At 60.3% G+C, this 21974-nt stretch carries 25 protein-coding genes; 5 read left to right on the top strand and 20 right to left on the bottom strand.

Translation table 11 applies throughout. From position 1 onward, the window contains the following. Positions 1 to 646 precede the first annotated feature (646 nt). Positions 647 to 1363: a hypothetical protein gene (locus ACFPM7_RS28145; RefSeq protein WP_378250833.1), complete on the top strand. Its 717-nt coding sequence runs from the start codon at positions 647 to 649 to the stop codon at positions 1361 to 1363. Positions 1364 to 1578: 215 nt separating this feature from the next. On the opposite strand, the gene ACFPM7_RS28140 is transcribed toward ACFPM7_RS28145, so the two are convergent. The 4 genes from ACFPM7_RS28140 to ACFPM7_RS28125 form a co-directional block, all read right to left on the bottom strand. Then, complete coding sequence (locus ACFPM7_RS28140; protein ID WP_378250832.1) at positions 1579 to 3669, bottom strand: KAP family P-loop NTPase fold protein; 2091 nt, start codon at positions 3667 to 3669, stop codon at positions 1579 to 1581. 193 nt (positions 3670 to 3862) lie between these two features. After that, a complete protein-coding gene (locus ACFPM7_RS28135) occupies positions 3863 to 4597 on the bottom strand; it encodes a hypothetical protein (RefSeq protein ID WP_378250831.1) in 735 nt (244 codons plus the stop codon). A gap of 84 nt (positions 4598 to 4681) precedes the next feature. Further along, a complete protein-coding gene (locus ACFPM7_RS28130; RefSeq protein ID WP_378250830.1) occupies positions 4682 to 5296 on the bottom strand; it encodes a DUF6461 domain-containing protein in 615 nt (204 codons plus the stop codon). Continuing rightward, positions 5284 to 5922 (bottom strand): NucA/NucB deoxyribonuclease domain-containing protein, encoded by a 639-nt coding sequence (locus tag ACFPM7_RS28125; RefSeq protein WP_378250829.1) that lies wholly within the window; start codon positions 5920 to 5922, stop codon positions 5284 to 5286. The genes ACFPM7_RS28130 and ACFPM7_RS28125 overlap by 13 nt, the downstream gene beginning before the upstream one ends. Before the next feature lie 158 nt (positions 5923 to 6080). Between ACFPM7_RS28125 and ACFPM7_RS28120 the strand changes: the two genes are divergently transcribed. Then, a complete protein-coding gene (locus ACFPM7_RS28120; protein ID WP_378250828.1) occupies positions 6081 to 7067 on the top strand; it encodes a restriction endonuclease in 987 nt (328 codons plus the stop codon). Between the two features lie 46 nt (positions 7068 to 7113). Here the strand turns inward: ACFPM7_RS28120 and ACFPM7_RS28115 are convergent, their stop codons facing one another. After that, positions 7114 to 7539, bottom strand: a complete 426-nt coding sequence (locus ACFPM7_RS28115; RefSeq protein ID WP_378250827.1) for a hypothetical protein — start codon at positions 7537 to 7539, stop codon at positions 7114 to 7116. Between the two features lie 155 nt (positions 7540 to 7694). On the opposite strand from ACFPM7_RS28115, the gene ACFPM7_RS28110 reads away from it, so the two are divergent. Beyond that, positions 7695 to 8750 carry a hypothetical protein gene (locus tag ACFPM7_RS28110; RefSeq protein WP_378250826.1) on the top strand — a complete coding sequence of 352 codons (1056 nt, stop codon included), beginning with the start codon at positions 7695 to 7697 and terminating at the stop codon, positions 8748 to 8750. A 107-nt stretch (positions 8751 to 8857) separates the two neighbouring features. Further along, a complete protein-coding gene (locus tag ACFPM7_RS28105) occupies positions 8858 to 9115 on the top strand; it encodes a hypothetical protein (protein ID WP_378250825.1) in 258 nt (85 codons plus the stop codon). Positions 9116 to 9182: 67 nt separating this feature from the next. Here ACFPM7_RS28105 and ACFPM7_RS28100 read toward each other — a convergent pair whose 3' ends face one another. The 10 genes from ACFPM7_RS28100 to ACFPM7_RS28055 all read right to left on the bottom strand — a co-directional run bounded on the left by ACFPM7_RS28100 (position 9183) and on the right by ACFPM7_RS28055 (position 16848). After that, complete coding sequence (locus ACFPM7_RS28100; protein WP_378250824.1) at positions 9183 to 11315, bottom strand: SGNH/GDSL hydrolase family protein; 2133 nt, start codon at positions 11313 to 11315, stop codon at positions 9183 to 9185. Positions 11316 to 11508: 193 nt separating this feature from the next. Then, positions 11509 to 12231: a replication-relaxation family protein gene (locus ACFPM7_RS28095; protein WP_378250823.1), complete on the bottom strand. Its 723-nt coding sequence runs from the start codon at positions 12229 to 12231 to the stop codon at positions 11509 to 11511. Beyond that, positions 12228 to 12500, bottom strand: a complete 273-nt coding sequence (locus tag ACFPM7_RS28090) for a hypothetical protein (protein ID WP_378250822.1) — start codon at positions 12498 to 12500, stop codon at positions 12228 to 12230. Before ACFPM7_RS28090 ends, ACFPM7_RS28095 begins: the two co-directional genes overlap by 4 nt. Before the next feature lie 34 nt (positions 12501 to 12534). After that, positions 12535 to 14781, bottom strand: coding sequence for a type IV secretory system conjugative DNA transfer family protein (locus ACFPM7_RS28085; protein WP_378250821.1), 2247 nt, complete (start codon positions 14779 to 14781; stop codon positions 12535 to 12537). 123 nt (positions 14782 to 14904) lie between these two features. Continuing rightward, positions 14905 to 15171 carry a hypothetical protein gene (locus ACFPM7_RS28080; RefSeq protein WP_378250820.1) on the bottom strand — a complete coding sequence of 89 codons (267 nt, stop codon included), beginning with the start codon at positions 15169 to 15171 and terminating at the stop codon, positions 14905 to 14907. 259 nt (positions 15172 to 15430) lie between these two features. Beyond that, complete coding sequence (locus tag ACFPM7_RS28075; RefSeq protein ID WP_378250819.1) at positions 15431 to 15751, bottom strand: hypothetical protein; 321 nt, start codon at positions 15749 to 15751, stop codon at positions 15431 to 15433. A 45-nt stretch (positions 15752 to 15796) separates the two neighbouring features. Next, positions 15797 to 15955, bottom strand: a complete 159-nt coding sequence (locus ACFPM7_RS28070; protein WP_378250818.1) for a hypothetical protein — start codon at positions 15953 to 15955, stop codon at positions 15797 to 15799. Further along, on the bottom strand, positions 15952 to 16242 hold the full coding sequence (locus tag ACFPM7_RS28065; protein WP_378250817.1) for a hypothetical protein: 291 nt from the start codon (positions 16240 to 16242) through the stop codon (positions 15952 to 15954). Before ACFPM7_RS28065 ends, ACFPM7_RS28070 begins: the two co-directional genes overlap by 4 nt. Then, positions 16239 to 16526, bottom strand: a complete 288-nt coding sequence (locus ACFPM7_RS28060) for a hypothetical protein (protein WP_378250816.1) — start codon at positions 16524 to 16526, stop codon at positions 16239 to 16241. Before ACFPM7_RS28060 ends, ACFPM7_RS28065 begins: the two co-directional genes overlap by 4 nt. Before the next feature lie 16 nt (positions 16527 to 16542). Further along, positions 16543 to 16848: a hypothetical protein gene (locus ACFPM7_RS28055; protein ID WP_378250815.1), complete on the bottom strand. Its 306-nt coding sequence runs from the start codon at positions 16846 to 16848 to the stop codon at positions 16543 to 16545. A gap of 269 nt (positions 16849 to 17117) precedes the next feature. On the opposite strand from ACFPM7_RS28055, the gene ACFPM7_RS28050 reads away from it, so the two are divergent. Then, entirely contained in the window at positions 17118 to 17531 is a 414-nt protein-coding gene (locus ACFPM7_RS28050) for a hypothetical protein (RefSeq protein WP_378250814.1), read from the top strand. Between the two features lie 81 nt (positions 17532 to 17612). Here ACFPM7_RS28050 and ACFPM7_RS28045 read toward each other — a convergent pair whose 3' ends face one another. The 5 genes from ACFPM7_RS28045 to ACFPM7_RS28025 form a co-directional block, all read right to left on the bottom strand. After that, on the bottom strand, positions 17613 to 17972 hold the full coding sequence (locus tag ACFPM7_RS28045; RefSeq protein ID WP_378250813.1) for a hypothetical protein: 360 nt from the start codon (positions 17970 to 17972) through the stop codon (positions 17613 to 17615). A gap of 420 nt (positions 17973 to 18392) precedes the next feature. Beyond that, entirely contained in the window at positions 18393 to 19586 is a 1194-nt protein-coding gene (locus ACFPM7_RS28040) for a sensor histidine kinase (RefSeq protein WP_378250812.1), read from the bottom strand. Positions 19587 to 20456: 870 nt separating this feature from the next. Continuing rightward, entirely contained in the window at positions 20457 to 21290 is an 834-nt protein-coding gene (locus ACFPM7_RS28035; RefSeq protein ID WP_378250811.1) for a DUF5753 domain-containing protein, read from the bottom strand. A 20-nt stretch (positions 21291 to 21310) separates the two neighbouring features. Then, the gene (locus ACFPM7_RS28030; protein WP_378250810.1) at positions 21311 to 21685 is read right to left on the bottom strand and encodes a recombinase family protein; all 375 of its coding nucleotides are present in this window, start codon (positions 21683 to 21685) and stop codon (positions 21311 to 21313) included. After that, complete coding sequence (locus ACFPM7_RS28025; RefSeq protein WP_378250809.1) at positions 21682 to 21930, bottom strand: hypothetical protein; 249 nt, start codon at positions 21928 to 21930, stop codon at positions 21682 to 21684. Before ACFPM7_RS28025 ends, ACFPM7_RS28030 begins: the two co-directional genes overlap by 4 nt. Between the last annotated feature and the right edge of the window lie 44 nt (positions 21931 to 21974).

Genomic DNA, 21974 nt, shown 5'->3' with positions numbered 1-21974 from the left:
CGACCGGTTCGATGACGAAGCAGAAGACAAGCAAGGCCTCGACAAGCCATGCCCACCACGGCTGGCCCATCGGGGCCTTGTTCTGTTGCTTCTCAGACATGACAACTCCCTCGGGGTTGACGAGTCAAGACCACTCACTCGTGACTCCCTAAATGCACCACATGATTGGAAACCGGCGCAGCCTCACGGCCAAGATCGCGACAAGCGTGGGCAACTTGGTGCTACCAGAGATCGTAATGGCCTAGAATCCGGGCACAGACGGCCATCCCCGACCGATCGCGGCCAAGGCTGGTCACTTGCGGCCAAACTTTGCCACCCTGAGCAGCCCGGAGCGCGCCCCATGTCCTCGGACCCGGCCAGAGCCGACCAGATTCGGTCGTTCCCGGCCACGGACACCAGCCTGATTCCCTTGGTCGAAGTAGCAACTCACCTTGACTTTGCGGCCTGTCTTGACCAGGTTCGCGTTCTCGCGGGCCCGCTCTCCCATCGGGAGATCGAGGCGCGAAGCCAGCGACGCTTGCGGCGGACCAAAATCGGGCAGGTACTAGCAGGTGAGCTACCTCGGCGCGATTTCCTGCTTGCATATCTTCATGCATGTGGGGTGCCAGCGGCCCAGCACCAACGGTGGCTTGACACCTGGTCCGGCTTGGTCGACACCAAGATAAGAACAGTGCAAGAAGCGGCCAACCCGGACACGCGATCCTCATCAATTGAAGTCGCCGCTCCGAGTACGTCGGCGGCAGAATCTACGGCCGCGCAGATTCTACAGGATGCACACAGTCAAGCTGCTGAGATTTTGGCTCAAGCACGTCAAGTCGCTGAGCAGGATGTCGCACAGGACCGAGAACGAGTACAGCTTGCAGAGCAGGAGCGAGATTCAGCTTTTGATCGCGCGCGACAGCTTTCACAGCAATTGACCGAAATGCACGAGTCAACTCTCGACCGTATTCGGGTGGCCGATGAGGAACGCGACACCGCCCTTGCGCGCGCACACAAATTGTCAGTTGAGCTCAATGACCTACACGACACGACCATGGAGCGCGTCAGGAAGGTGGAAGACGAAAGAGACGCCGCACTCGCCAGGTCGCGTCAGCTTTCTCAGGAACTGGAAACCCTGTACACGAAGATTGCAGAACTCAGAGAGCAACTCTACAACGTCGCTAGCCTGAGACTGAAGGAACAAAGCGATCTAACCTCCGCTCGACTTGAGATCGCCAACTTGCGCACGAAGCTGGCAGAGCTAGGTGCCATACGCCCTTCTTTGCCAAGCGGCGGCGACGAACACGACGATGACCGCTCCAAAAGGAGAGGGAAGACAGCGGACGGCATGAGGGTTCTAGACAAGCCTGTAGTGGGCGACTAGTAGGCTACGAACTTCGGTTTGCTAGTACCGGAATCGCTGAAATCTTTCATGCCGAAGAATTCTCCCGCACTTACCCCTCGGCCGCTGCGGCGCCCCCCTCACATCGAATGACCGCTTCCGGCGGGAGCACGGGCGGCCGCTATACACCGCACGGAGCGGCGAGGTTGTGTCATCCCTAGCCGGCTGGCAACTTAGAGCATCGGGCAGCAACGATCCTAGTCGAAATCTCTGGGCCGCCAACCTTCCGCATACTTATCCGCTAGTTCAAGCGCTGCCAGCACATCAGGATCATTCTCAGCAAGCTCCCGCACAAGCGTCACCGCTGCGAGCAGGCTTACTTCAGTGCCGAAGATCTTGATCATTGAATCCCAGAATAGACTCTTTGATTTGCGGATTGCGCGTGAACCCAAGCTCTGGCTTCTCGATTCCGTTACTGCTCCGAGCAGGACAGCACGAGCGAACTGTGCATCGTCTAGCAATTCGCGCTGCACTGCATAGCCATCTACTCGGACCAGCAGCCGGATAAGCTCCGGTTCCCCAAGTAGCTGGGAGACGTCGGCAGCGAGCATCTCTGCGTTCAAACGGTCGTGAAGCGCGCTCAGCTGGCCCCCATCGAGAAAGCCGGAACCATCAGATTCTCGTTCGGCCAAGTAGAGAAGTATCGCTTTCGAGGATAGCCACTCTATCTTGGTCCACGCAGTTTCAATGGCTCGCGTAACATGCCCGTGCTCATCCTCAGCTGCTGCGGTGTCATGAATACGCTTCAAGAGCCTATAGGCAACGCCCTGAACGCTCAGTCCGGCGCTGCGGTGGTAGAGGGACGTACGTGGTCGCTCAGGCAAGGACGGCAAAATGTTGAGCACCACTGCCAACGCATCACCAGCTGCGTTGGCATCTAGCTGAGTGAAGTGGCGGTCGCCGAGATTATCTAGCACATCCGCAACCGCATCGGGCGGTAGTTCGCGCAGCCGAGTTGAGAACCCGCTGGCGTCGTTTACTGTGGAGCCGACGTCCTCCGCCAAATCAAATAGTACATAGCCCTGACCTTCAATGCGTTCAAGGTAAAGCGCAAGAACGTCAGGGTGCGCCACACGACGGTCACGCCGCCAAGTTTCCATGAACGACGAATCGTAGTGCATTCCACCACTAAGGTGGCGGGAACCAGCCAGGAAAACCCGGCTAACAAGCGCGCTGGCAACCGCCTTATGCCCGCGTTCGTCGGCAGATTTAAGAAGAGCTTCAATCGCATCCTTCTGACCATCGTCGCGGCCATAACGCGCACCCAACGGAGGAGCAGGTGACGTAAGCGCCGCTCGCGCGTTAACCATTGCCTCGAAGGTCTCCGGAAGAAATACTCGGATGGCTTCGAGCGCTATCAGATCGACAAGCTCGATCTTGCCCCCTAGCTGCCCAAAGCTCGTGCGAAGCGCCGCCGTATACCGGCGGATATCGCGCATATTCTTGATCAGCGGACGGACGATCTCCGGCAGGATGTCATGCAGACGAACTTCATCGTGCTCAGCTTCTTTACCGCTTCCACTCAAGGAATCATTAAGCGCGTCCATAATCTCTCGGTATACGACCGACTCTGGAATGACCGGAAGGTCGATCGTCAGCTGAACGATCTTCTCCAGGTATGCGCGCCCATCGATATTGACATCCTGGAGCGCTGCTTCCACGCGCGCGCGGTCGAAGGCAAGCAAGTAGATGATGTTGGGAAAGCTCGCGGTCAGTCGAACCAGCTTGAAGATGTCGCGGATCTCTTGGGTCGTGAGACGGTCGATGTCATCAAGGACAACGACGATCGGCTGCTCCAGCTGCGACAAGGCTTCTGCCAGGCGAGCTCGATAGGCACCGACTCCCTCCTTCTTTCGCTCCTTGAGCTTCTTCAGAACGCCACCTGCGTTCTTCAGCCGCTCCAGAAAGGGACCGACGACTGGAATCACACTGGCGACCGTCAGCATGTCGCCATACGTGTCAAACTGATCCGCAAACCGGGCAAGCTTGGGATCTTTCACACGCAACTGGGCGGCAATCTCCGAGAGGAAGGAGCCAACCAGTTGCTCCGAGCCAGAGAACATCCAGGGGTTGAACTCAAGAACTACGAGTTCCGAGTCCCTGACGCGCTCCTTCACCAGATTTACAAGCGACGTCTTTCCTGAACCCCACGGACCGAGGATGGCGACGACCGATCCCTCGCTGGCGTCGATGCCGTAAAGAGCTTGCGCGACTTGCTGCGCCTGATCAACTCGGCCGAGGCGGTCTTCATCCGCAGCTTTGATCGGGTTGTCGCCCTTGGTCTTCATGGTTCTATTTGAGCACATGGGCGAATACTTGTCATCTGGACTACGAAGAAACCGCAACTAGCTCGGCCACTTGCCATGCGTTTAAGGTGGCCCCATACGATACGCAGCAGGGCGACCTGGTGCTGCGACAGGGCGCGGTGAGCAGACGCTCCATCTCGTCCAGACTTGGCATACTTGATCGTAGCCGCTTGACCTACTTCTTAGGCACGCGAACGGTCACCTTTGCGAGCTGCTCTGCTTCCCTGGGTAGCTCCCGGTAGATTCGGGGATCAGGCCCGCTCACACCAGCAACGTTGTTATCCAGCAGTTCGCCCGTCAGGAGGTGCCGAAAGAACTCTCGTGGCAGCTCACCGGAAGCCCCGACGACAACGATGTCCCAGTTCGAGTTAGCATCTGAACGTCCAAGCCCGATATTGTCACACTTCCAGCGGGTGCCATTGTTAGTGAGCTCACACGGACCCTTTTGTAGGTAGTACTCCTGCGGCTCACCGCCAAACACGTTCTCACCTGCCAGAATGTACAGACTCTGTCCAGGACGCGGCGGCTCAACTATCAATCCGTTTATATCGGCTTCAGCCGGAGCTTCATCACCATCACTGTAGTTGGAGATAGTGATCTTTGGTTGATCCGAGGAGGCCGCATTGGGAAACGATCCGACAATGAAACCGGTGCCCACCATAGCCAGTACGACACATGCCACTGTTAGTGTGTGAGTGGCTCTTCTCAGTGCGTGGAGGAGGCCCACAGCCGACCCGATGACGAGGACGATGCCCATCACCGTCGATGCGACTGGGTTAGTGTCGAACGGCCAGAACTTATTGTCCGAGGCCAGGGACAGCAGTGCAACGACGACACCTGCCCCGCCGGCGAGCGCGCCTACTTGAGCGTACGTCAGTGCCAGCTTTTCGTACTTCCGATCACTGGACATGAACCCTCTTTCGTCCCCGCTCTAAAGTAGTTGACTCGGTCGCTCGCATAAGTATCGTGGGCGGCGGCTATTCGTTACAAGCCGCTACGGCAGCCGCACCCTTGCAATACCCGCGAGCAGTTCATCCGGGTCAGGCACCTCAAAGACGGTGAGCTGCTGCTCCAACCACCATCGCTCTACCCGTACGCCGGTCTGTGCCTCTAGCAGCGTCATGCAACTCGACCGGATGCGTATATCGGCCAAGAACTCGTCACGCTTCAGCCAGGCCGGGTACCGCTCCCCGTCCCGCGGCTCGGGCTCGTCGGGCTCAACGTAGATGGGATCGAACAACGCAGTTACTCGGCCGTCCTTGGCTTCACACACCTGGTAGGCAGACGGGCTCCAGTAGACGCTCATGAAGTGGGCATCATGAGCCGACAGGCGCCGGGCCAACTCGGCGATGGAGGAGGCCCAGCCGTTGGGCTCGATGACGACCGTCGCCTGGTCGAGTTGGTTCACCAGCAGCAGGCCGGCCTCGTTGAAGTGCTGGTTGCGCCAGTCGTTGGCTTCGGCATAGGTCATGCGCTGCGGCTGTAACGGGTCGCCGCCGTAGGTTCGGACAACCTCGGCAGCCGAACGCCCCCGGATGACCGCCACCGACCACGCGAGGTCGGACATGGCGTCAACCCACTGGTAGTGCTCCTGGCTCAGGCTTGGCATGACCGATCCTTGGCGACGTCGACCCCTGCGTAAGGCCCGTTCGCGATGGCGCTGGGGTTAGCTATGACCACGAGGTAGTCGTCCCCTTCCCGGATGCCTGCCAGGTTGTAGCCGCGAGCCAGTGTCCCACCTTGACAGCTGTTCTCCCGAGCGGGAACTTCTTCGGTACGCGCTCCTGCGCCGCCCTGGCGGGTGGAAGCGAAGGGGTACTCGTCGCAACTGCCACCGTGAGGCCGCTTGAAGCTGCGCGGACAGGCAGCGCGACGGTTGGCAACCTCGCGAGAGGCGTCCTTGGTGAGGATGGGTGGCTTGCCCTCACCCCACGCCAAGCTGATGTTCCTGGTCACGAACGCCATCTTGGTGGCATCGAAGACGACGACCTTGGTGTCACCGCAGCGGCGATCGGCCACGATCCGGGCGGGCTTGCACTGTTCCAGCGCGGCTTCTTGGTCAACCGCGACCAGGAGCGCCACGCCGTCCTCCTCGATGACGACAGGATCGGCAGTGAAGACGTCGCCGAGGAGGTCGTCGGCCAGTTCTTCGAGGTCACCACCTTGGACGAGAACGGCCACACCAACGGCGGCCAAGGCAAGGAGGCCGAGCTTGCTGGTGCTCTTGGTTGCCACGTTGCCCCCTCCGTCCCAGTCGGAAGGAGCGTAGAAAGTGCGTGGACGGGAGCGGGCAGAGTTGGGGAAGCGTCATCCGAATGGGTGAAGCGTCAGTCTGCGTTGCCTACCTACCAGCACCTACCGACCTAGCGTCCGTATAAGAGATGATGTCCGCCATGAGCCAGTTCCCCGGCGCTCAGATGTCGGCTCCTCCGCAACCACGGCCCAAGCGCCGTAACGCCGTGCTCCGCTTGTTTGATGCGCCGGTTCACCGAGACTGGGCGTTCTGGCTGGTCGTGGGCTTTGGCTTGCTCGCCGGGTTCTCGATCCCCTACAGCCCCCCAACGACGAACACCGCTGACATTCCTGTCTGGCTCAACACGATCCTGGCCGTCATCTTCTTCGTGACGGTGTTCGGCATCCTGCCGGCGTGGATTCGCTTGCTCGTTCGTCGCTGGCGCTGGCGGAAGTGGCAACAAGCTGAGGTGGCCCGCCAGACTGATAATGAGCACAACTCAGCTACTGCCTCCCGTACAACCGCTGCGTCGCAAGCGCCAACGTCCACGAACACAGTCGCCACAGAGAGTGCGTCGCCACCCACGGCACCAAGCGAGGACGAGGCCGGACTCGGCGTGACGGCTGCTGACCCGACGTTGGTTGGCATCGCACAGCCAGCCAGCCCACCGGCACCCTCCCCCGCGATCAAGGTGGATTGGAGCCGCATTAACGCTGACGAGTTCGAGCGCCTGCTAGCCCGCTTGCTTGAGGAGTCCGGCTCGTACGTACGCATCACGCGGCCGATGAACGTCAACGCTGCCGACGGTGGCCGCGACCTTCAAGCTTACCGCCGAGTTCATGACGGCTTGTCCGAGCGGCTTGAGCGCACGATCGTCCAGGCGAAACACTGGCCCAAGCGTGGGGTTGGTGGTTCGGAGATTGCTGCGCTTGTCCACGCCAAGCTCCCCCTGTGGGAGGGAGAGCCTGTCCGCGGGCTCATCGTGGCGACAACTGGCTCGTTCACTCAGGATGCCGTGCGCTTGGTGGATAAGCACAACTACGAGGGAAGTCGGCCAGACATCATGCTGTGGTCGGCGAGCGAGCTGGAGACGCTGTTGCGGCGGTGGCCAGCTGTGGCCGCCGAGTTCAACCTCATCAACTCATAGGCTGCCAGCCAGGGCACGATCCATCCGGTACTGGTCCGCCGCACCGTTACCGATCGGCTTGCCGCCGCCTGAACAGCGACAAGTCGTAGGGCGTGCCGGTCGCGCTGCTCTCGACTGAGTTGCCCTTGGCGTCGATGTAGGTCAACGCCGTGACGCTCTGGCTGCTGAGGAAGGCACCCTCGATTGGGTGCGTACCGTCCTGGTCGCGGCGCACCAGCTCGGAGAGCTGCCTGCCTAGGTAGCTGGCCAGGCTGAAGTTCCGGCCGACGCCCCGGCCACCGATCTCAACGCCCAACTCGTGGGCAACCTCTGGGTGGCGCTCGTCCAGCCTGATGGCGATCTGGTAGGCGGTGAGGTATGGCCGCCCGAGCTGGTGCGGTACTGGAGCGATGCATGGCACCGCCTCAAGGATCTCGACGACTTTGGCTTCTACGGCCAGGCGCTGCCAGAGAGTGGTCACGTCCACGGACATCGTGGAACAGCACCTCTGGGTTACCTGCAACACGGCGTCCTTTAGCTCTCCGAGGAACGCCACACCAGAGTCGGACGATGTTGCCGGGATGTCAGTCGGTTGGGTGAGCACGGTAGGTTCACCGGCACCTACTTGGTAGAAGGGCAGCAAGAGCGATGCCAGCGAACGACCTGTTTGCAGACCTCCACGACGACCAGCTGGTCCTGCTGCGCGCCATCTATCAAGCAAGCAACGACGGTTGCTCCGCTCAGTGGCGCTCCGTGAAACGTCGGTTCCGCCGGATCAGTGATGCCGACCCGGTTGTCGTGCGGAAGTCGTTGCCATCAGTCGGAAGTCGCGGGGCGGGCCTCCCGTCGTACAGCGCGGTGATGTTCGACCACAGCAACCATGCTGACGACTGCGAGATGCGTCTGACTATCGCCGCTGGCCTCCATCTTGCGGAGTACCGGAGCACGGCCAATGGCGTCATGAGGATGATCGCTTACCTGGCGAAGCAGGTAGCGGACGCCCATGGTGATGAGCCCATCATGGTGACAAGAGGCGAAGTCGCCCGCGGTATGGATCTCGCGCTAAGGCAGTTGCCTACGTACTCCCTTCTCCGGACGGAGCCCTACTGCCTGGCGTCTCCCTACCACCTACCGGCAGACGATGGCGATTGGACATTGCAGCTCAACGACGATGGGCTGTACGAGTACCGGGACGTTTCCACTATTGCCGAGTACGTGACTAAGGTAGTCGAACGTATTGAACGCGATGTTGCGTTCTACTTTCCTTCCGCCTCGCCTGAACCCCCACGAGATACTTCACCACAGATCACGGGTTCCCCGTACGTCGACGCGCACCTTCTCGATGAGCTGGCAAGGCTGTCATCCACCGAGTGGCAGGTCAAGAAGTTGGGTGAGTTGCTGCGTGAGTTGAACGTCGCCCACAGTGCTGGCCTCGTTAACGCGTGCCTAATGCTCAGTCGGGCGGTTCTCGACCATGTGCCACCTCTGTTCGGCAAGGAGAGGTTTACCCAAGTATCACACAACATGCCTTGGGAGAAGAACGACAAGAAGTACATGCAGAAACTCGAAGAGGTCCGCCTCTTTGCCGACGATTGCCTACACCGAAAGGCCGACCAGGGTTACCAGCCGGTGACGTTTGAGGACCTCCCGAAACCGGCCTACATGAACGCGTTGGTGCGGATGGCAATCAAGTGCAACAGCTAGCGTCAAGCATTATCCCGACAACTTACTTGACGCACTGCCGAGAGTATTTACAATAAGATCTATACATGAAAGATTCATCACCATCATCGAATCGGCCAATACATAAAGTGAAGCGCATCCCGCTGGCAGTCGGCATTGTGATTGCCCTCGTTATTGGGGTCTTGTTCGTTCACCCGGCAACCTCGTTGCAGATGCAGTACCCCTTTTATTGGCTCACGTGCGGCAAGAAGCCGGTCATCGCGAGTGATTACACGAAAGCCTATGTTAAACCGGGCGAATACGACTATGGCGTCAGTTTCCTCGATAGCGGGCTGTACTGCACAGAGGAAGACGCTCAGCGAGAAGGATACAAACCAACTCGCTAAGCTCAGACATGAAAAATGCCCTGCGGGAAATGAGCCGCAGGGCGTTGTTCAATGCATACTTCCTAGCTCACTCCACGAGGGCATCTTTAACGGCTCCGGCGTACGCGGCCTGCCCGAGTGAATTCGGGTGGAGGCTGTACGCCTCCGGCAGCTGCGGTGGATTGAAGTAGTCCGATCCGGTCGCCAGGTCGCAGAGTTCGTGAGTCACGAATGACTGGTGCGGTGACACAAAGTGGAACTTCGGACCGAAGCGATCAACAGTTTCCTGGATCTTCGAGTTCAGCTGGCTCAAGATGCTGGTCGCACCTTCGCGACTTTCAGGCGAAATCGACCCGGCCGGTATGCCATTCCAAGAGAAGCTGCAGCGACCTGGTGTGTCGCCCTGGCCGAATCGACCCTCGTCGTTTGGCACAACGTACGGATAGCCGAGGACATACACGTCTGCGTGCGGGGCACGCTCGCGAATCTCAGCGTACGTCATGAGGAGCTTATGCTCTAGCCCGTCCATACTTATATCGTTAATCTTGAGGCTTGCCTCCAAGTAGGGTCCACTTCCTACAGCACACCCCAGCTTCAAACAGTTGCGAGCAAACGACTCAAAACCAATATCATTGCCACCGATGCTGATCGTGACAACATCCGTCTCGGTGGTCAGTGACGAAACCTGGCTCGGTTCGTTCCATTGCCCACCGTTCAGCACGTTCTGCGTCGTCGCACCCGAGCATGCCCTGAAGGCAGTCAGCGACAACCCAATGGCTCGGTTGAGGTCGAGCAGCCTTGGGTATGCCTTGGTGCTCCGGTGGCAGCGGTTCTCTGGTGGGCCCGCAGTGTCGGTAGCGATGTAGAACGGTTCGACACCTTCGCCGGAGGAGTAGGAGTCGCCTAGTGCCGCATACTGCTTGGTTGCGGCTACTGGTCCGACTCCAAGCAGTGCTCCGCGGGGGTAGTCCATGCCGAGTTCGGCGAAGGGAATGGAGAAGAGCCCTTCCCGCTCGCCCGAGTTATCATGATAGGTTGCGGCTACATATAGAACGCCCGAAGTCATACCGATCATTCCGATATTGGATCGCATCGGTCGTGGAAAGAGTACAGGCAAAGCATCACTGCTAAATCTCGCCAACTCGACGTTACTGGTAGGCCCAGTCAGTGAATACACTGCACCGTCGCGTTGCGATGGCGAGTATGAGAACCAACTAGTCCGCAGAAAGTTGCCGTTCGTGTCGGCAAATACGTAGAGTCCTGTCGAGTAGTCGTACGTGTAGCCAGCCGATGTTTTGGGCAAGACCGTGTTTTGCATCACCTCACCGCTGGATGAAAACTTCACCAAGCGGCCAACCGTGCTGTTCGACTCTGTACCGACCGTTGTCGCTGCGATAATGTCCAAGTGGTTGATCGCAACTGATGTGACCGACACACAACCGTTGTCCTGCTCGAAGAGCTTTCCGGATGGCGCATAGGCAAGTAGCTTGCCGGTCGGGTTGTTGTAACCGCAGTCAGCTGGCCTGTCTTGCCATTGGGCCACCCTGAAGATCACCCGACCAGCCATATTGTGCGCAGATGGGTACGCCGAGTACTTCGGATTTTTGTAGGGTAGAGTATGCGTCGCCTGCAGGTGGCCATCGAAACTAAAGTAACGGAGCTTCGCCGAGTCGTCCTGAAATACGACAACGCCGTCCGCGTACACACCGAAGTAGTCGATCCACCCCGGCCCGAGGCTCCACGAAGTGGTATCACCGGTCAACTTGTTAATCTTGACTAGAAACCGCTCGTCGTTGCAACTGCCGTAGTCATCCAACTCGGCAAGGCCAAAGATGTACTCCCCGTGCACCTCTTGCTCGATTGGATCGAGACGTACGATCTTTTGTGAACCCCAACAAGAGCTAGTGGTAGTCAAACGTTTATCCCATAGCATCGTCCCGTTCCGGTTTGCGAACCACGTTGTCTCGCGGGAAACCCCTGTGTAACTGGAACCGTAGACGGTGCCGTCAGCGTCAACCGTACCACCAAATTCACCGAGACAAGTATTGTAGCCGTGGTACTGGCCTGCCGACCGTGGAATAGTACCCGAAATCGTGCCGTCACGGCTGATGGTCTTTCCCTGATTGACATAGCTGTGTCCACCACCGTGACAGCGCCCGACAGCCACAGAGTCATCCGGGGTGGTTTGTATAGCAGACGGATTCACGTCATACACATCCACCGGCCACCCACCCTGCGCACTGGCGCGCGGTGAGGCTGGTGAAACCAGGAGTCCTAGGCTCACGAGCACGGCCAACAATGCGCCGAATAGTCTTGTTCTTGGCATGACTGTATCGCCCGTTCCTTTCAGGAATTGGAAGCTAGATGAAGTACTGACCCTGACGCCTTCGCCAGAATCCAGCACCAGTTATGAGCTACATGGCCATGTTCGTCAATAGCTCCGCGTGTGTGGCAACCACGAACGACGACTGTGCCTCCTCCGGCCCACCCCCAATCACGCGCTCAACCTGCGCTCGCCGTCGTGCATCGGGCACGACGAACACCACGCTTGGGTAGTACGCCTCATTCCACCGCTGGTACCCCTGCCAGTACCGGAGACATTTGTCCCGGATCTTGTCGGCGTGCTCGGTTCCCTGGTCGATCTCCAGCCAGAAGCTCCGCTTGAGTCGAGCAACCGGGTCGCCAACCTCGACGTAGGCGTCCGGCGTCAACGACACGGCGCCGACGGACGTATGGCAGTCCGGCTCAGTCGTGAAAGTGAGCAGCCTGAGGCCGCCCGCCTGGTCGGCCTGCTTCAAGGCGGCGAAACAGTCGGCGATGGCCAAGGTGTGCAGGTTGACCGCCCGCGGTGCCCAGTAGTGCCCTGGCTTGTCGAGCAGCTTCCAGCCAGCGCGGCCGAGCTGGTAGACGAACTGGCTGGAACCGCCTGTGTCGCCCCCGACCAACCGAGCCAGCCGCGCCAGGTGGCTGCTCTCGGTGAGGCGCTTGAGGACGCGATCACACGGTGTCTGCGAAGCCAGCTCCCCAAACAGGGCGGTGCGGATGTGGGCGGCGGTGAGCTGCTTGAAGCGGGCAACCAACTCGACCACGGCCTGGTCGCGAATCGAGAGCTTCCCGAGGGTGTTGGCCATGCTCATCTGGGCTCCCCCCGGGGCACGAGGTGGTGCGCGTCAGTGGCCAGCACATCGACCTGGCGCAGGAAGCGCTCGAAACTGTCGTAGAACCGTTGGTAGAAGCCAAGGGGAACTGACTGGTGGCCACGTTCGAGCCCATCAGCCAAGCTGATCATGTTGCAGTACAAAGTTTCGAGACACCAGGTGTAGTTGCGTATGCCTTCTTTCAAGGTGAAGGCATCCGTGCGCAGGGACATCGCGATGAACTTCGGGTCCTCGGTGAACTCGCTCATTGGCTATCTCCTGGTGGGCCAACCCGGTGCAGGTTCATGCGCCACCCCACTGCTGCGGGCCAACCTTGGGCTTCGCTTTCGTCGTCTTCTGCGGTGCGGAACGCCGCGCCTGGATCTCGGCTTCTACCTCGGCGACCGGCCGGCCGTAGCGCTCACGGCTACGGCGAACCACCTCGTCGTAGGAGCCGGTGGGCTTGGCGGGTGGCAAGGCGGTCAGGGTGAGTGGCGGGCTGACGGTGGTGCCAACGGCCACCTTGGCGATCGCCTCGTGCGGGCCAAGGCCGAGGAAGTCGTCCTCGCTGACCATCCGCCCGAAGTGCCGGGCCATGATGCGCGCGTCATCCGCCGTTGTTTGGAAGATCAGCTTCGTCCGGGCGTTGTTCATGACGGCCTGCTCCACTTCACGCGGGAGCTGGCTGGCGTGCTGGTGGGCCAAGATCATGCTGAGCTGGAAGCTTCTGGCTTGGGCGAGCATCTCGTTGGGGTCCGAGCGGAGCTTGATTAGCTCCTGGAACTCGTCGAGGAACAGGAAGACCGGGCGCTTCAGCTTGTTGGCCCGTACCGACGTCCAGATGGCGTTGAGGATCAGGCTGCCGCAGATGGCGGCGGTGGATTGGCCGACTTGGACGCCTGCCAGGTTGACCAGCAGAACCTTGCCCTGCCGCACTACGTCGTCCATCTGGAAGCTCGATGTGCTCTGCCCCAAGCTGTTGCGCACTTCCGGCCGGGCGGTGAATGGCCAGAGGCGACGATGCAGTGGTGCGCTCTCGCGGTCTTGGGTCTTGGGATCGGCAGCCAAGTAGCGCTGCCAGAAGCGCTTATACTCCGGGTTCTTGATGTCGGCGACGAGCTGCTGTCGCCAGGCTTCCTCTTCGGGAGTGCGTGGGGAGAGCATGACCGGCAGGTCAATGAAGGTGCCGCCTGGCGTTGCTGCTAGCGCGTGCAAGCCGAAGTACATCACCTGCGGCGTGATGACGCCGCTATCCGGATACATGGCGGCGAGCTGGAGGTTAAGTTCATCGACCCCGCGGCGGCTGCCGCTCTGGGTAAGGACGTTGAAGCCAAGCGGCCGTTCGGTGTCGGCAAAGTCCCAGGCGATGACGTCATCCAGTCGCGCTGGTGGTACCAGATCGGCCACCTGTCGATAGAGATCGCCTTTGGTCTCCAGCACGATCACGCCGTAGCCCTGACGTATGAGCTGGGCGGCCAAGTTGGCCATGAGCGTTGTCTTGCCTCCGCCTGTTGGAGACAGGATCTGGATGTGCTTGCAGGCGTCGGTATGGGAGACGGCAATGTCCCGCTCGGCGCCCGGGAAGTTGGAGTGTCCGATCACCAAGCCCTTGCTCGGCACGCTGGCGCTGGGTGGCAACTGGCGGGCGCGACTTGGGGAGAGTCCAGCCACGTGCGGGTGGCCGATTGGCCAGCCGGTCAAGGAAGCGAGCTCGGGCAGGCTGAGTTGGGCGTGGTACACCAACTTCCCGGCGGCCTGCTCGACGCGGACGAGGAGGCCGCTCTTGGAGACGGTCACCACCTTCTTGAAGCCGTTGCCAGCCGTGTCGAGGCTGGCGAAGGCTGAACGAGCCTGGCGGAGCAGCGCCTTGCCGCGATCCGCCGAGCTGGCTCGAACGGCCAGCCTGACGACGGCCAGGAAGTTGGGGTGCTTCTGCTTCTCGCGGCGGTCCTTGGTCTCCTCGCTCTCGTGTTCACGAACATCGCCGAAGAGGGACGAGCGCCGGGTGGGCCTGGCCGTTGGTACCTGCTCCGGCACGGCACCAGTGGCTACCAGCTGGATGAGGACGGCCTCCTTCTTCCCCAACCCTTGGACGCTCGCCAGCAGGCTGGCCGCAACCACTTCTGGCTTGATCGCCCGCAGCGTCTGCGACGGGCGACGGTGGCCCAGCTCGATAGCGTCGGTCCAGTTGTCCTTTGGTGGCCTGTCCTCCGGCATCACGCGGGTACCAGGAATCTGGGTGCGAAGTTGGCTTACCAGGTAGTTGGCCTGCGCTTTCGGCAACCTGACCCGGTGAATGATGCCGTAGGCGTCGGCCCGCAGCTCGAAGGCGATGGTCGGCATCCCACTGAGCAAGCCGCGACGTAGGTTGAGCGCACCGACCACAGCGGATAGCCAGGCTTCGATATCACCGGGCCTTAGGTCTGGCGGGAACCCGAGGGTGAAGCCGAGCCGCTGTCGGTCAGCCTCGGTTTGATCTTGGGACTTCAACAGCGCCACTCCTACGGGAAGGCTGAGGCTGGTGACCAGTGCGCTGAGAAGCAGTTCCATCTGCTTCTATTGTGGCGCAACAGGTCTTGACGATGAAGATCAGAAGTGCTGTGGAATAGTCCAGCTGTTGGTGACTGTGATGTGCAGCTGCGGCTCGTTATAGACCGGTGGACGGTGCGACTGTCACCGGGGGATGTTTCTCCGGAAGTCATCCAGGGAGCTGCTGGCGCGGGCCAGGTCGTGGGAGCAGACCGTCCGCCAGTAGGCCGCGCAACTTTCGACATGCTCGGCATTGCGCTCGTCAAGCCCGCCCAGCCGCTTCTGGAAGCGGTCGTTGGCCTTCTTCAACTGCTCGTAGACGTCGATGACCGCCGCGAGCTCGCTGCTCAGGTCATCAACACAGCGGTTGAGCCTCTCTGCGGCGGCTTCAATCGCCGGGCTCGCGCTCACCCCGACACCTCACAGGCCGTAACAACCACGATCGAGGCCAGCGAGCTGACAGCGACCAACAGTAGGACGCGGGACAGTAGCCGCTTCATCATCTGCCAGGGCCGGTAGAACACACTGCGGCGCAGACCCTGTACCCGTAGACGACCCTGCAACTGGTCAGCCAGCTCCATTGCGAACGGAGCGGCGGCTTTGGTGGCTCGCCACCACCATCTGAGAAGGAACATCTGAACCTCCTACGTCGAGAAGGATGCCGACGGGTTCATGGCGTCGCCAGGTGCTGCCAGGTCCAGATCGACCAGGCCACCAGCGGCACCCCGAAGAAGTAGCCAGCCGCGATGGCTACGACCAACTTGGCGAACCAGACCAACCCCCGCCAGTTCTCGTGCCATTCGTCGTACCAGTCGCTGTTGACCTGCCACGGCAACGTCTTCTGGACACTTCGCTCCATGAGAGCGAGGATGCCCCGCCCGATCAGGGCGAAGAACCGCCGAACCCAGATGCTGAGAACCACCACAACCTCCGAGATCGAGAAGAGCATCAAGAAGAACGTCGGCAAGGACTTCGAGAAGAAGTCGGACAACGCGACCCCGCGGGCGGGGGTCAGGCGGGGTCGCACTGTCCTCCCCTACCACCGCGTACGGCGGTAGAGCACCGTGCCGAAGACGACCACCAAGCCGAGTAGCACGATGAGCGCGGGAATCACCGGCTCAACCGCCCACCAGAGCACCCTGATGCCGATAGCCACCGCGATGGCCAGCAGCAGGAAGGAGCGGGCGCGTTTCATGGCTGCTGCCGGTAGCGCTGGACAACGGCATCCATCTGCTCGACGGTGCGCTCGTAGGCGTCTTCGACTTCCAGGGCGGCCTGCTCGTTCATGATGCGGGCCTGCTTGGCCTGGTAGTAGGCCGACTTCTTGTACGCCCGATACAGCGGCGGTGCCCCGACGACCGCGACGACCATGAGCACGCCGCCGACGATGAACGGCCAGAGGGCCATCCACAGCACGCCGACCACGTGGCCGAACGACGAGAGCACCAGGATGAACACCACGAAGCCGGACAAGTAGCTCATTGCATCCCCTCGCCGGTTTGAGTAACAAACTCCATCGAGGGGCACGGCCGCAACACCTCGGCGTGAACGCGCCCAGCCTGCTGGACGAAGGCCAGCTCGACATCCCGAAGTGCGTGGTCGAGCAGATCGTCACCGTGGGCCTGCTGACGCACAGCGTCGAGCTGGCTGAGCCGCTGGAAGGCCAGGCCACGGATGTAGGTGGCGGCTTCTTCCCGACGAGGCAGCTGCACCGCGGGCGCCGGTGACTTCCGGCGCGGCCAGCGCAGCTTGAAGGTCAGCTTCATGGTGGTCGCCCCTGCCCTAGAAGCCGAACTCGTTGAAGAGCTTGGTCTGCACGCGCTTGGCGCTGGACAGGAAGTTCATCTCGATGTCCGTCAGGATCGCGCCGAGGATCTCGTCGTTGCCAGCCAGTGCACGGCGGCGCATGTCGACCTCGATGGCGTGCTCCATGATCCGACCGGCCAAGGCGGCGTGCGCCTGCACCTTGTAGTCGGCCAGACGGGTCTGCACCTGGATGTCGCGGGCCGAGCGGTACATGGCCCGGTCAGCACGGAAACTGCCGGTGGACTGGGGGAGGTTGTCATGGTTGGGGATGAGGTCGGCCATGTGGCCAGCTCCTGATGATCGACGACTGTTGCTGTCATCAGGATGCTGGAGTCAGGTAGGTTGATTAAGTCACAAGTGTTACCCGCTTCCGAGAATCACCTGACACCGGGAAATACGACGTGGTAACAGTTGTGACTGGCACAGCCAAAGCTAACATGCTATTGCGTGAGCACGGCCTTTATGTTACAAGTATGCTTGTTAGCGCAACGCTAACACACTCAAGCGTTTGTACATGCTACGCGCCTGACGGGCTAATGCCTGGAGGGCCTATGCAGGACCAACCGTTCACAATTGACGATCCTGATTACCCACTCTCCGGAGTGATGTCTAGGGTGATCAGAGAGTACGCTCACGGCCCGTTCAAGTGGCGCACCGTCTCGCCAATGGGTCAAGTCAACATTGGCGTCCGTCGCCACGTCGTGGTTGACATGATCGTCCGTACAGTGCTGGAGTCGTTCGCTCAATGGGGATGCCAAGAAGTTTCCTTGGAATTCGACCTCAGCGATGACAGATCACTGGTGTTTCTGAACTACACGGGTCACGATGCTTCGACGGGGTTGGTCGATCTATCGATCATCAATTCCATCTGGCGCATGACACAGCATCATGGTGTGACTGAGATGGCCGCAGTCCTCCGCGGCAACGATGTGCAGTTCCGGATCGAGATCAGACAGTTCGCCTAGAGAGTACCCCGCTTGAGTGATTACCCCCGTCAGCTGCGCGTAGCGTGAAGTTCCGCGCCGTACTGGCGGGGATCTTCATGTTCAGGGGTAAAGCCTCCGTACGGCGTCATCGAGGAAAAACTCGCTGTACTTGTTGGCGTAGCTGATCAGTCCGTTCAGTTTATTGCGCCCCATGGGGCTAGCTGCGTTTGAACGGAATCGGACGAGATCTTCCGCTATCTGTGTTGTGAGTTGTCCGACATATCCGTAGCCGATACCAGTCACCTCGACAATGTCCTGCCGACAGAGTGCACCAAGTGCTAGAGAACGCCAGAACGCTCGCCTCGACTCTCCTCGAAGGAGAGTCTCCTCCAAGGTGGGACCTTGCGTGAACGGCATTTTCACTTGGATATCTTCATCAATATGATCTTTATTGTCAGCCGCCGCCTGAATTGCTCGCACCATGCACGCTATACCCCGGCCGGAGCTTTTGGAACAAAATGATCGCACCCCAAGACAATCTCTCGCAAACTGGAGGTGCAACTCGCGGCTCTCATCAACCGCACTCCAGACTACCAGGCCAGTGCCTGAACGTGTTTCTTGCACGTCAACCATCGCGGTTAGTCCCGATATGTTCAGCTCTTTACTAGTAGCGGTAATGCGCCTAGCATCTCTCAGGGCGTTGAATGTTCGACTCAGATGGTCGTACAATACATCAACTACGGCGACATCAAACGTCTGGTTACTCAGTATCCGTCGCGCTTCTATCGGATCGCGCGCGCAGGTGACAGCGTACCCCCACTCTTCTCGGAGTCTCTCTGCGGCAAGACCCGAGATTGCCGCGTGATCATCGACGATTAGGATCTTCACCGTTACCTCTACTTACTGCGCGCTGGGCCTGTTGGGTATTTTAAGTTTGATCGAGGTGCCAGACTCGACTGGCAGCTTTATCAGGTCGCCACCCAGTTGGCGGAAGGTCTGCCTCAGGCGGTGAATGCTCGTCAGTTCATCATCCATGACATCATCCGAGAATCCAGGACCATCGTCTGACACCGTGAGCGCTATATACTCCTTGGAGACGTCCAAGTCGATCATAACGTTCTTGCCGCCATGAACGAGGCAGTTGGCAAACAAGTCGCTGATCGCATTGTTGACGATAATACCTGTCGGGCGGTCTAAAGTTAGATTCCCCGCGCTAGGAACTTCATTGAAACTCAACAGTGCCCTGAATGTCTTGATCCGCTCAGACAGCAGGAAGGACAACGTTGTGCTTTTCTGAACCAGTGACATCTGAATACGCAGCTTACGAATAGTGTTTTCAAGGTCACTAATTCTTCGCAGGGCAACCTCAGGATTACCGATCACCTCTCTCACTACTTCCAGATCTGACTTTACGTTTGAATGCAAGAAGTCGAAGAATTCTTGATACTTCTGCAACTCCATGGATAACTGCCGCTCATAAGCATTTCGACACATACGGCCGACCGCTTTGCCGATCACAGCCGCAATGATAACCCACAGGGCAGAGGAAAGGATGCTGCGCACATTAACTGAGTTTATGTAGCCGTTGTGCAGTAGCGCTAGAGCAAGAGGTTGGATCAACAACCATCCCAGGACGCTTGCCTCGATGAACCGCCTGCGGCGAATCCCCTCTGCGATGCCCCAAGGGTAGAACGCAGCAATAAGCACCGACCCCGCAGGGTAAGTGCACGCCTGCACGCAAACCTCGTTGCTTGCGTAGGAACCCGACACAACCAGGAAAGATGCGAGTGCAGGAACGGCGATCGTTATCGCGATCCAAACGGCGGGCCAGATACCGCCGCGCGCAAACGGACCACCCGTCCGGAACATCACGGCCGTCACCAGAACATGCAGGACGGCAAGCGTGATCATGACTGCTCGACCAACCGGAGTGTACTGGTCAAGGTAGGTTGTCTGAAGAAGGACGAAAGCCTGATACAGAACGGCGATCGACTCCAGCGGACCGACCATAAGCCGGATCGTTGAGCGAGCCGCGTCTGGGTCGTACTCAGGTACGGGGATGCCTTGAGGTGACACCCCGACTCGTTCCTGCACAACAACCTCCTCGGGCCTAGGTACGCCCGCATGGTTCCAGGGGAGGCATCGCCGAAGGAGTCACAGTTGCTACTTGCGCGTTGGTTTCGTTGCCAGTACCAGCGACAACCCAGTTCTCACGTAATGACGGGACAGGAAGGCGCTCCGAAGCACTCGGGCAAGCCGTCTGGGATAATGATGGTCACTCAGCTTTTCTGGCAGCACACACGTTCACAGCTTAGTCAGTGCTACCCTTGACCAACCCCCCGAGCACTTGTCGTGGCGGTCCTTGGCATTCGGCTGGCGTGTAAAGCGCCCCTCGGCGGCGCAGTACCGAGGGGCGCATGGTGCTCCGCTGGAGCCAGCGGGGGAACTCGTCTCAACCGGCGGAGCGAGGTCAGGAAGTAGACAGCATCTACGGCAAGTTCTTGAGCCCTTCCAGGATGCGGCTCAGCATGATCTGGTCGTCGCAGATGGGCGTCGGCTGGTCGGCAGGCTCCCAGCCGCTTCCCTGCGGTCGCCGCTTCGGCAGTTGGTCAGCATCGCCAAGGGGCTCCAACTCTTGGCCCAGGTCCATAGCGGCAAGTACTTCCTCACTGAGGCGCGGCAGCATGACCGTCGGCGGGTCGTCGGGGTTCCATCGCCGAACCAGCCCTTGGGAGTCGAGGTCGGCGGGCCTCCATTGCAGGCGGAGGCCGTGACCGAGTTCGTCTTCGCGCTCAAGCAGGCGGCGGACGTCAATGGCGTGCGACTGCTAACCGTCGTGTCGGCCCATGTTTGCCTCACCTGCCAGGGGCTCGTGACCGAACGCGTTGTTGCTCAACCAGAACCACCAACCCAAGCGACCCAGCAGCACCAGGCTGGCCACGAGGACGCACACCATCCCCGCATTCACGCTGCAACCTCTTGGAGCAACCGGGCCGAGTCGCGCGCTGACAAGGCTCGCTGGGTCAGCGCCTCGGCCAAGTGCTCGAAGTGCCCGACCGTGCCGGGGTCATGCGCGTAGTGCAGGGCCAGGCGGCTGGACTCCACCACCACGGGCGGCGTGCCGTGCACCAGTTGGAAGGGCGACGTCGGCGGCAGGTCGCCCTTGGCCGGGATGACGTGCATGGTGACGGTCGGCCGGCCGGTCAACTCGACCAGGAAGGCGCGTTGGTCGTCCATGACCGCGCGACCGCCGACCTGACGGTGGAGCGCGTGCTCACTGGTGATCCAGCAGACGTGCAAAGGGTCGCGATCTTCTAGCAACGAGGTCTGCCGCTGCTCCCGTGCTCGGTTCTGGATGACGCTATCGAGCTTGGCCAGGGCAACGGCGTAGCCCTGTGTCCGCAGCAACGTCGGCACCCACCACGGATCGAAGACCGTCAGCTTGTCGGCGAAGGCTTCCAGTCCTGGCAACAGGTCGGCATCCCGCTGTTCGCCATCGGTGGTCGATCCCGGACATCCGTCCTTACGGCGAGCGGCGATCAACAGCTCGTTGAGTCGAGCGAACCAGCAGCTTTCGCCGAGCCGGTTGAGCAACACCTCCAGCGCCGGGCGGCTGAAGAGGTTGCTACAGGCGATTGCAGCACTGACCGAAGCCCGGGAAACTCCCAGCCACTCAGCAACCGTGGCGTGCCGAACCCCGCTCTCACCAATGAGCCGTTCCAGCTCGAAGCGCAGCATCCGGCGGGCCACACTGGGAGTGAGCGGTACCCGTGGCCGGTCGCGGATCGGCTGCTTCACGCTGTCATCGAGCGCTGCATTCACTTCTTCCGCTCCGGTTCACCCAGCCACAAGCGCCGAGCCTGCTCAGGCAACTCGCCATCGCGAAGCTTGAGCGCACAGCCCGTCCGGCGGATGCCCTGGACCAGCCGGACAGCGATGTCTGCCTTCGGCGAGAGGTGCACGGCGTTCAAGACCACGACGGCCGCAGCCTGCGGCAAGCTCAGCGCGTCCAGCAGCCCCCGGAAGCCGATGCGCTCGTCATCGAGGGCACCGCCGCTGTCCACGAACACCGCGTCCAGTACCCACCCCTCACGGGCGCACCAAGAAGCGAGCTGTTCCTTGCACTCGGCGACGTAGGTCGAGTCATCCACCATGCTGCGCACGTAGCCGTAGACGACCGGGGCGCCGTTCATTGGCCAGCCTTCGCTGCCGCCAACTCGGCCGCCTTCTCCTCGGCGAGGTACTTCTCGGACTTCTTCAGCGCCTCGGCACCCAGCGCCAGGAAGCGTTCCAAGGCCACCGGGCTGAAGAGGAACTCGAAGCCGTCCGAACGGTCGCCCAGCAGCAGCTCGGCATCCCCGTCACCGTCAATGGAGAACTCCATCGGGCAGTGGTCATCCACCGCGATCCAGGCACCGACCTTGAGGTCAACTCGCATTGCGTTCCTCCCACAACAGCGAGCTGTCCAAGCACACGAAAAGC

This window comes from Actinokineospora guangxiensis, from assembly GCF_042657845.1.
Classification (GTDB): domain Bacteria; phylum Actinomycetota; class Actinomycetes; order Mycobacteriales; family Pseudonocardiaceae; genus Actinokineospora; species Actinokineospora guangxiensis.
This window is presented reverse-complemented; position numbering and strand designations above follow the sequence as displayed.

Coding starts and splice junctions, on each gene's coding strand:
- ACFPM7_RS28055 (WP_378250815.1), bottom strand. CDS start 16,848: ATGGCCGACCTCATCCCCAACCATGACAACCTCCCCCAGTCCACCGGC.
- ACFPM7_RS28085 (WP_378250821.1), bottom strand. CDS start 14,781: ATGGAACTGCTTCTCAGCGCACTGGTCACCAGCCTCAGCCTTCCCGTA.
- ACFPM7_RS28110 (WP_378250826.1), top strand. CDS start 7,695: ATGCCAGCGAACGACCTGTTTGCAGACCTCCACGACGACCAGCTGGTC.
- ACFPM7_RS28135 (WP_378250831.1), bottom strand. CDS start 4,597: ATGTCCAGTGATCGGAAGTACGAAAAGCTGGCACTGACGTACGCTCAA.
- ACFPM7_RS28060 (WP_378250816.1), bottom strand. CDS start 16,526: ATGAAGCTGACCTTCAAGCTGCGCTGGCCGCGCCGGAAGTCACCGGCG.
- ACFPM7_RS28050 (WP_378250814.1), top strand. CDS start 17,118: ATGCAGGACCAACCGTTCACAATTGACGATCCTGATTACCCACTCTCC.
- ACFPM7_RS28025 (WP_378250809.1), bottom strand. CDS start 21,930: ATGCGAGTTGACCTCAAGGTCGGTGCCTGGATCGCGGTGGATGACCAC.
- ACFPM7_RS28030 (WP_378250810.1), bottom strand. CDS start 21,685: ATGAACGGCGCCCCGGTCGTCTACGGCTACGTGCGCAGCATGGTGGAT.
- ACFPM7_RS28120 (WP_378250828.1), top strand. CDS start 6,081: ATGAGCCAGTTCCCCGGCGCTCAGATGTCGGCTCCTCCGCAACCACGG.
- ACFPM7_RS28095 (WP_378250823.1), bottom strand. CDS start 12,231: ATGAGCATGGCCAACACCCTCGGGAAGCTCTCGATTCGCGACCAGGCC.
- ACFPM7_RS28130 (WP_378250830.1), bottom strand. CDS start 5,296: ATGCCAAGCCTGAGCCAGGAGCACTACCAGTGGGTTGACGCCATGTCC.
- ACFPM7_RS28090 (WP_378250822.1), bottom strand. CDS start 12,500: ATGAGCGAGTTCACCGAGGACCCGAAGTTCATCGCGATGTCCCTGCGC.
- ACFPM7_RS28115 (WP_378250827.1), bottom strand. CDS start 7,539: ATGTCCGTGGACGTGACCACTCTCTGGCAGCGCCTGGCCGTAGAAGCC.
- ACFPM7_RS28065 (WP_378250817.1), bottom strand. CDS start 16,242: ATGAGCTACTTGTCCGGCTTCGTGGTGTTCATCCTGGTGCTCTCGTCG.
- ACFPM7_RS28070 (WP_378250818.1), bottom strand. CDS start 15,955: ATGAAACGCGCCCGCTCCTTCCTGCTGCTGGCCATCGCGGTGGCTATC.
- ACFPM7_RS28140 (WP_378250832.1), bottom strand. CDS start 3,669: ATGAAGACCAAGGGCGACAACCCGATCAAAGCTGCGGATGAAGACCGC.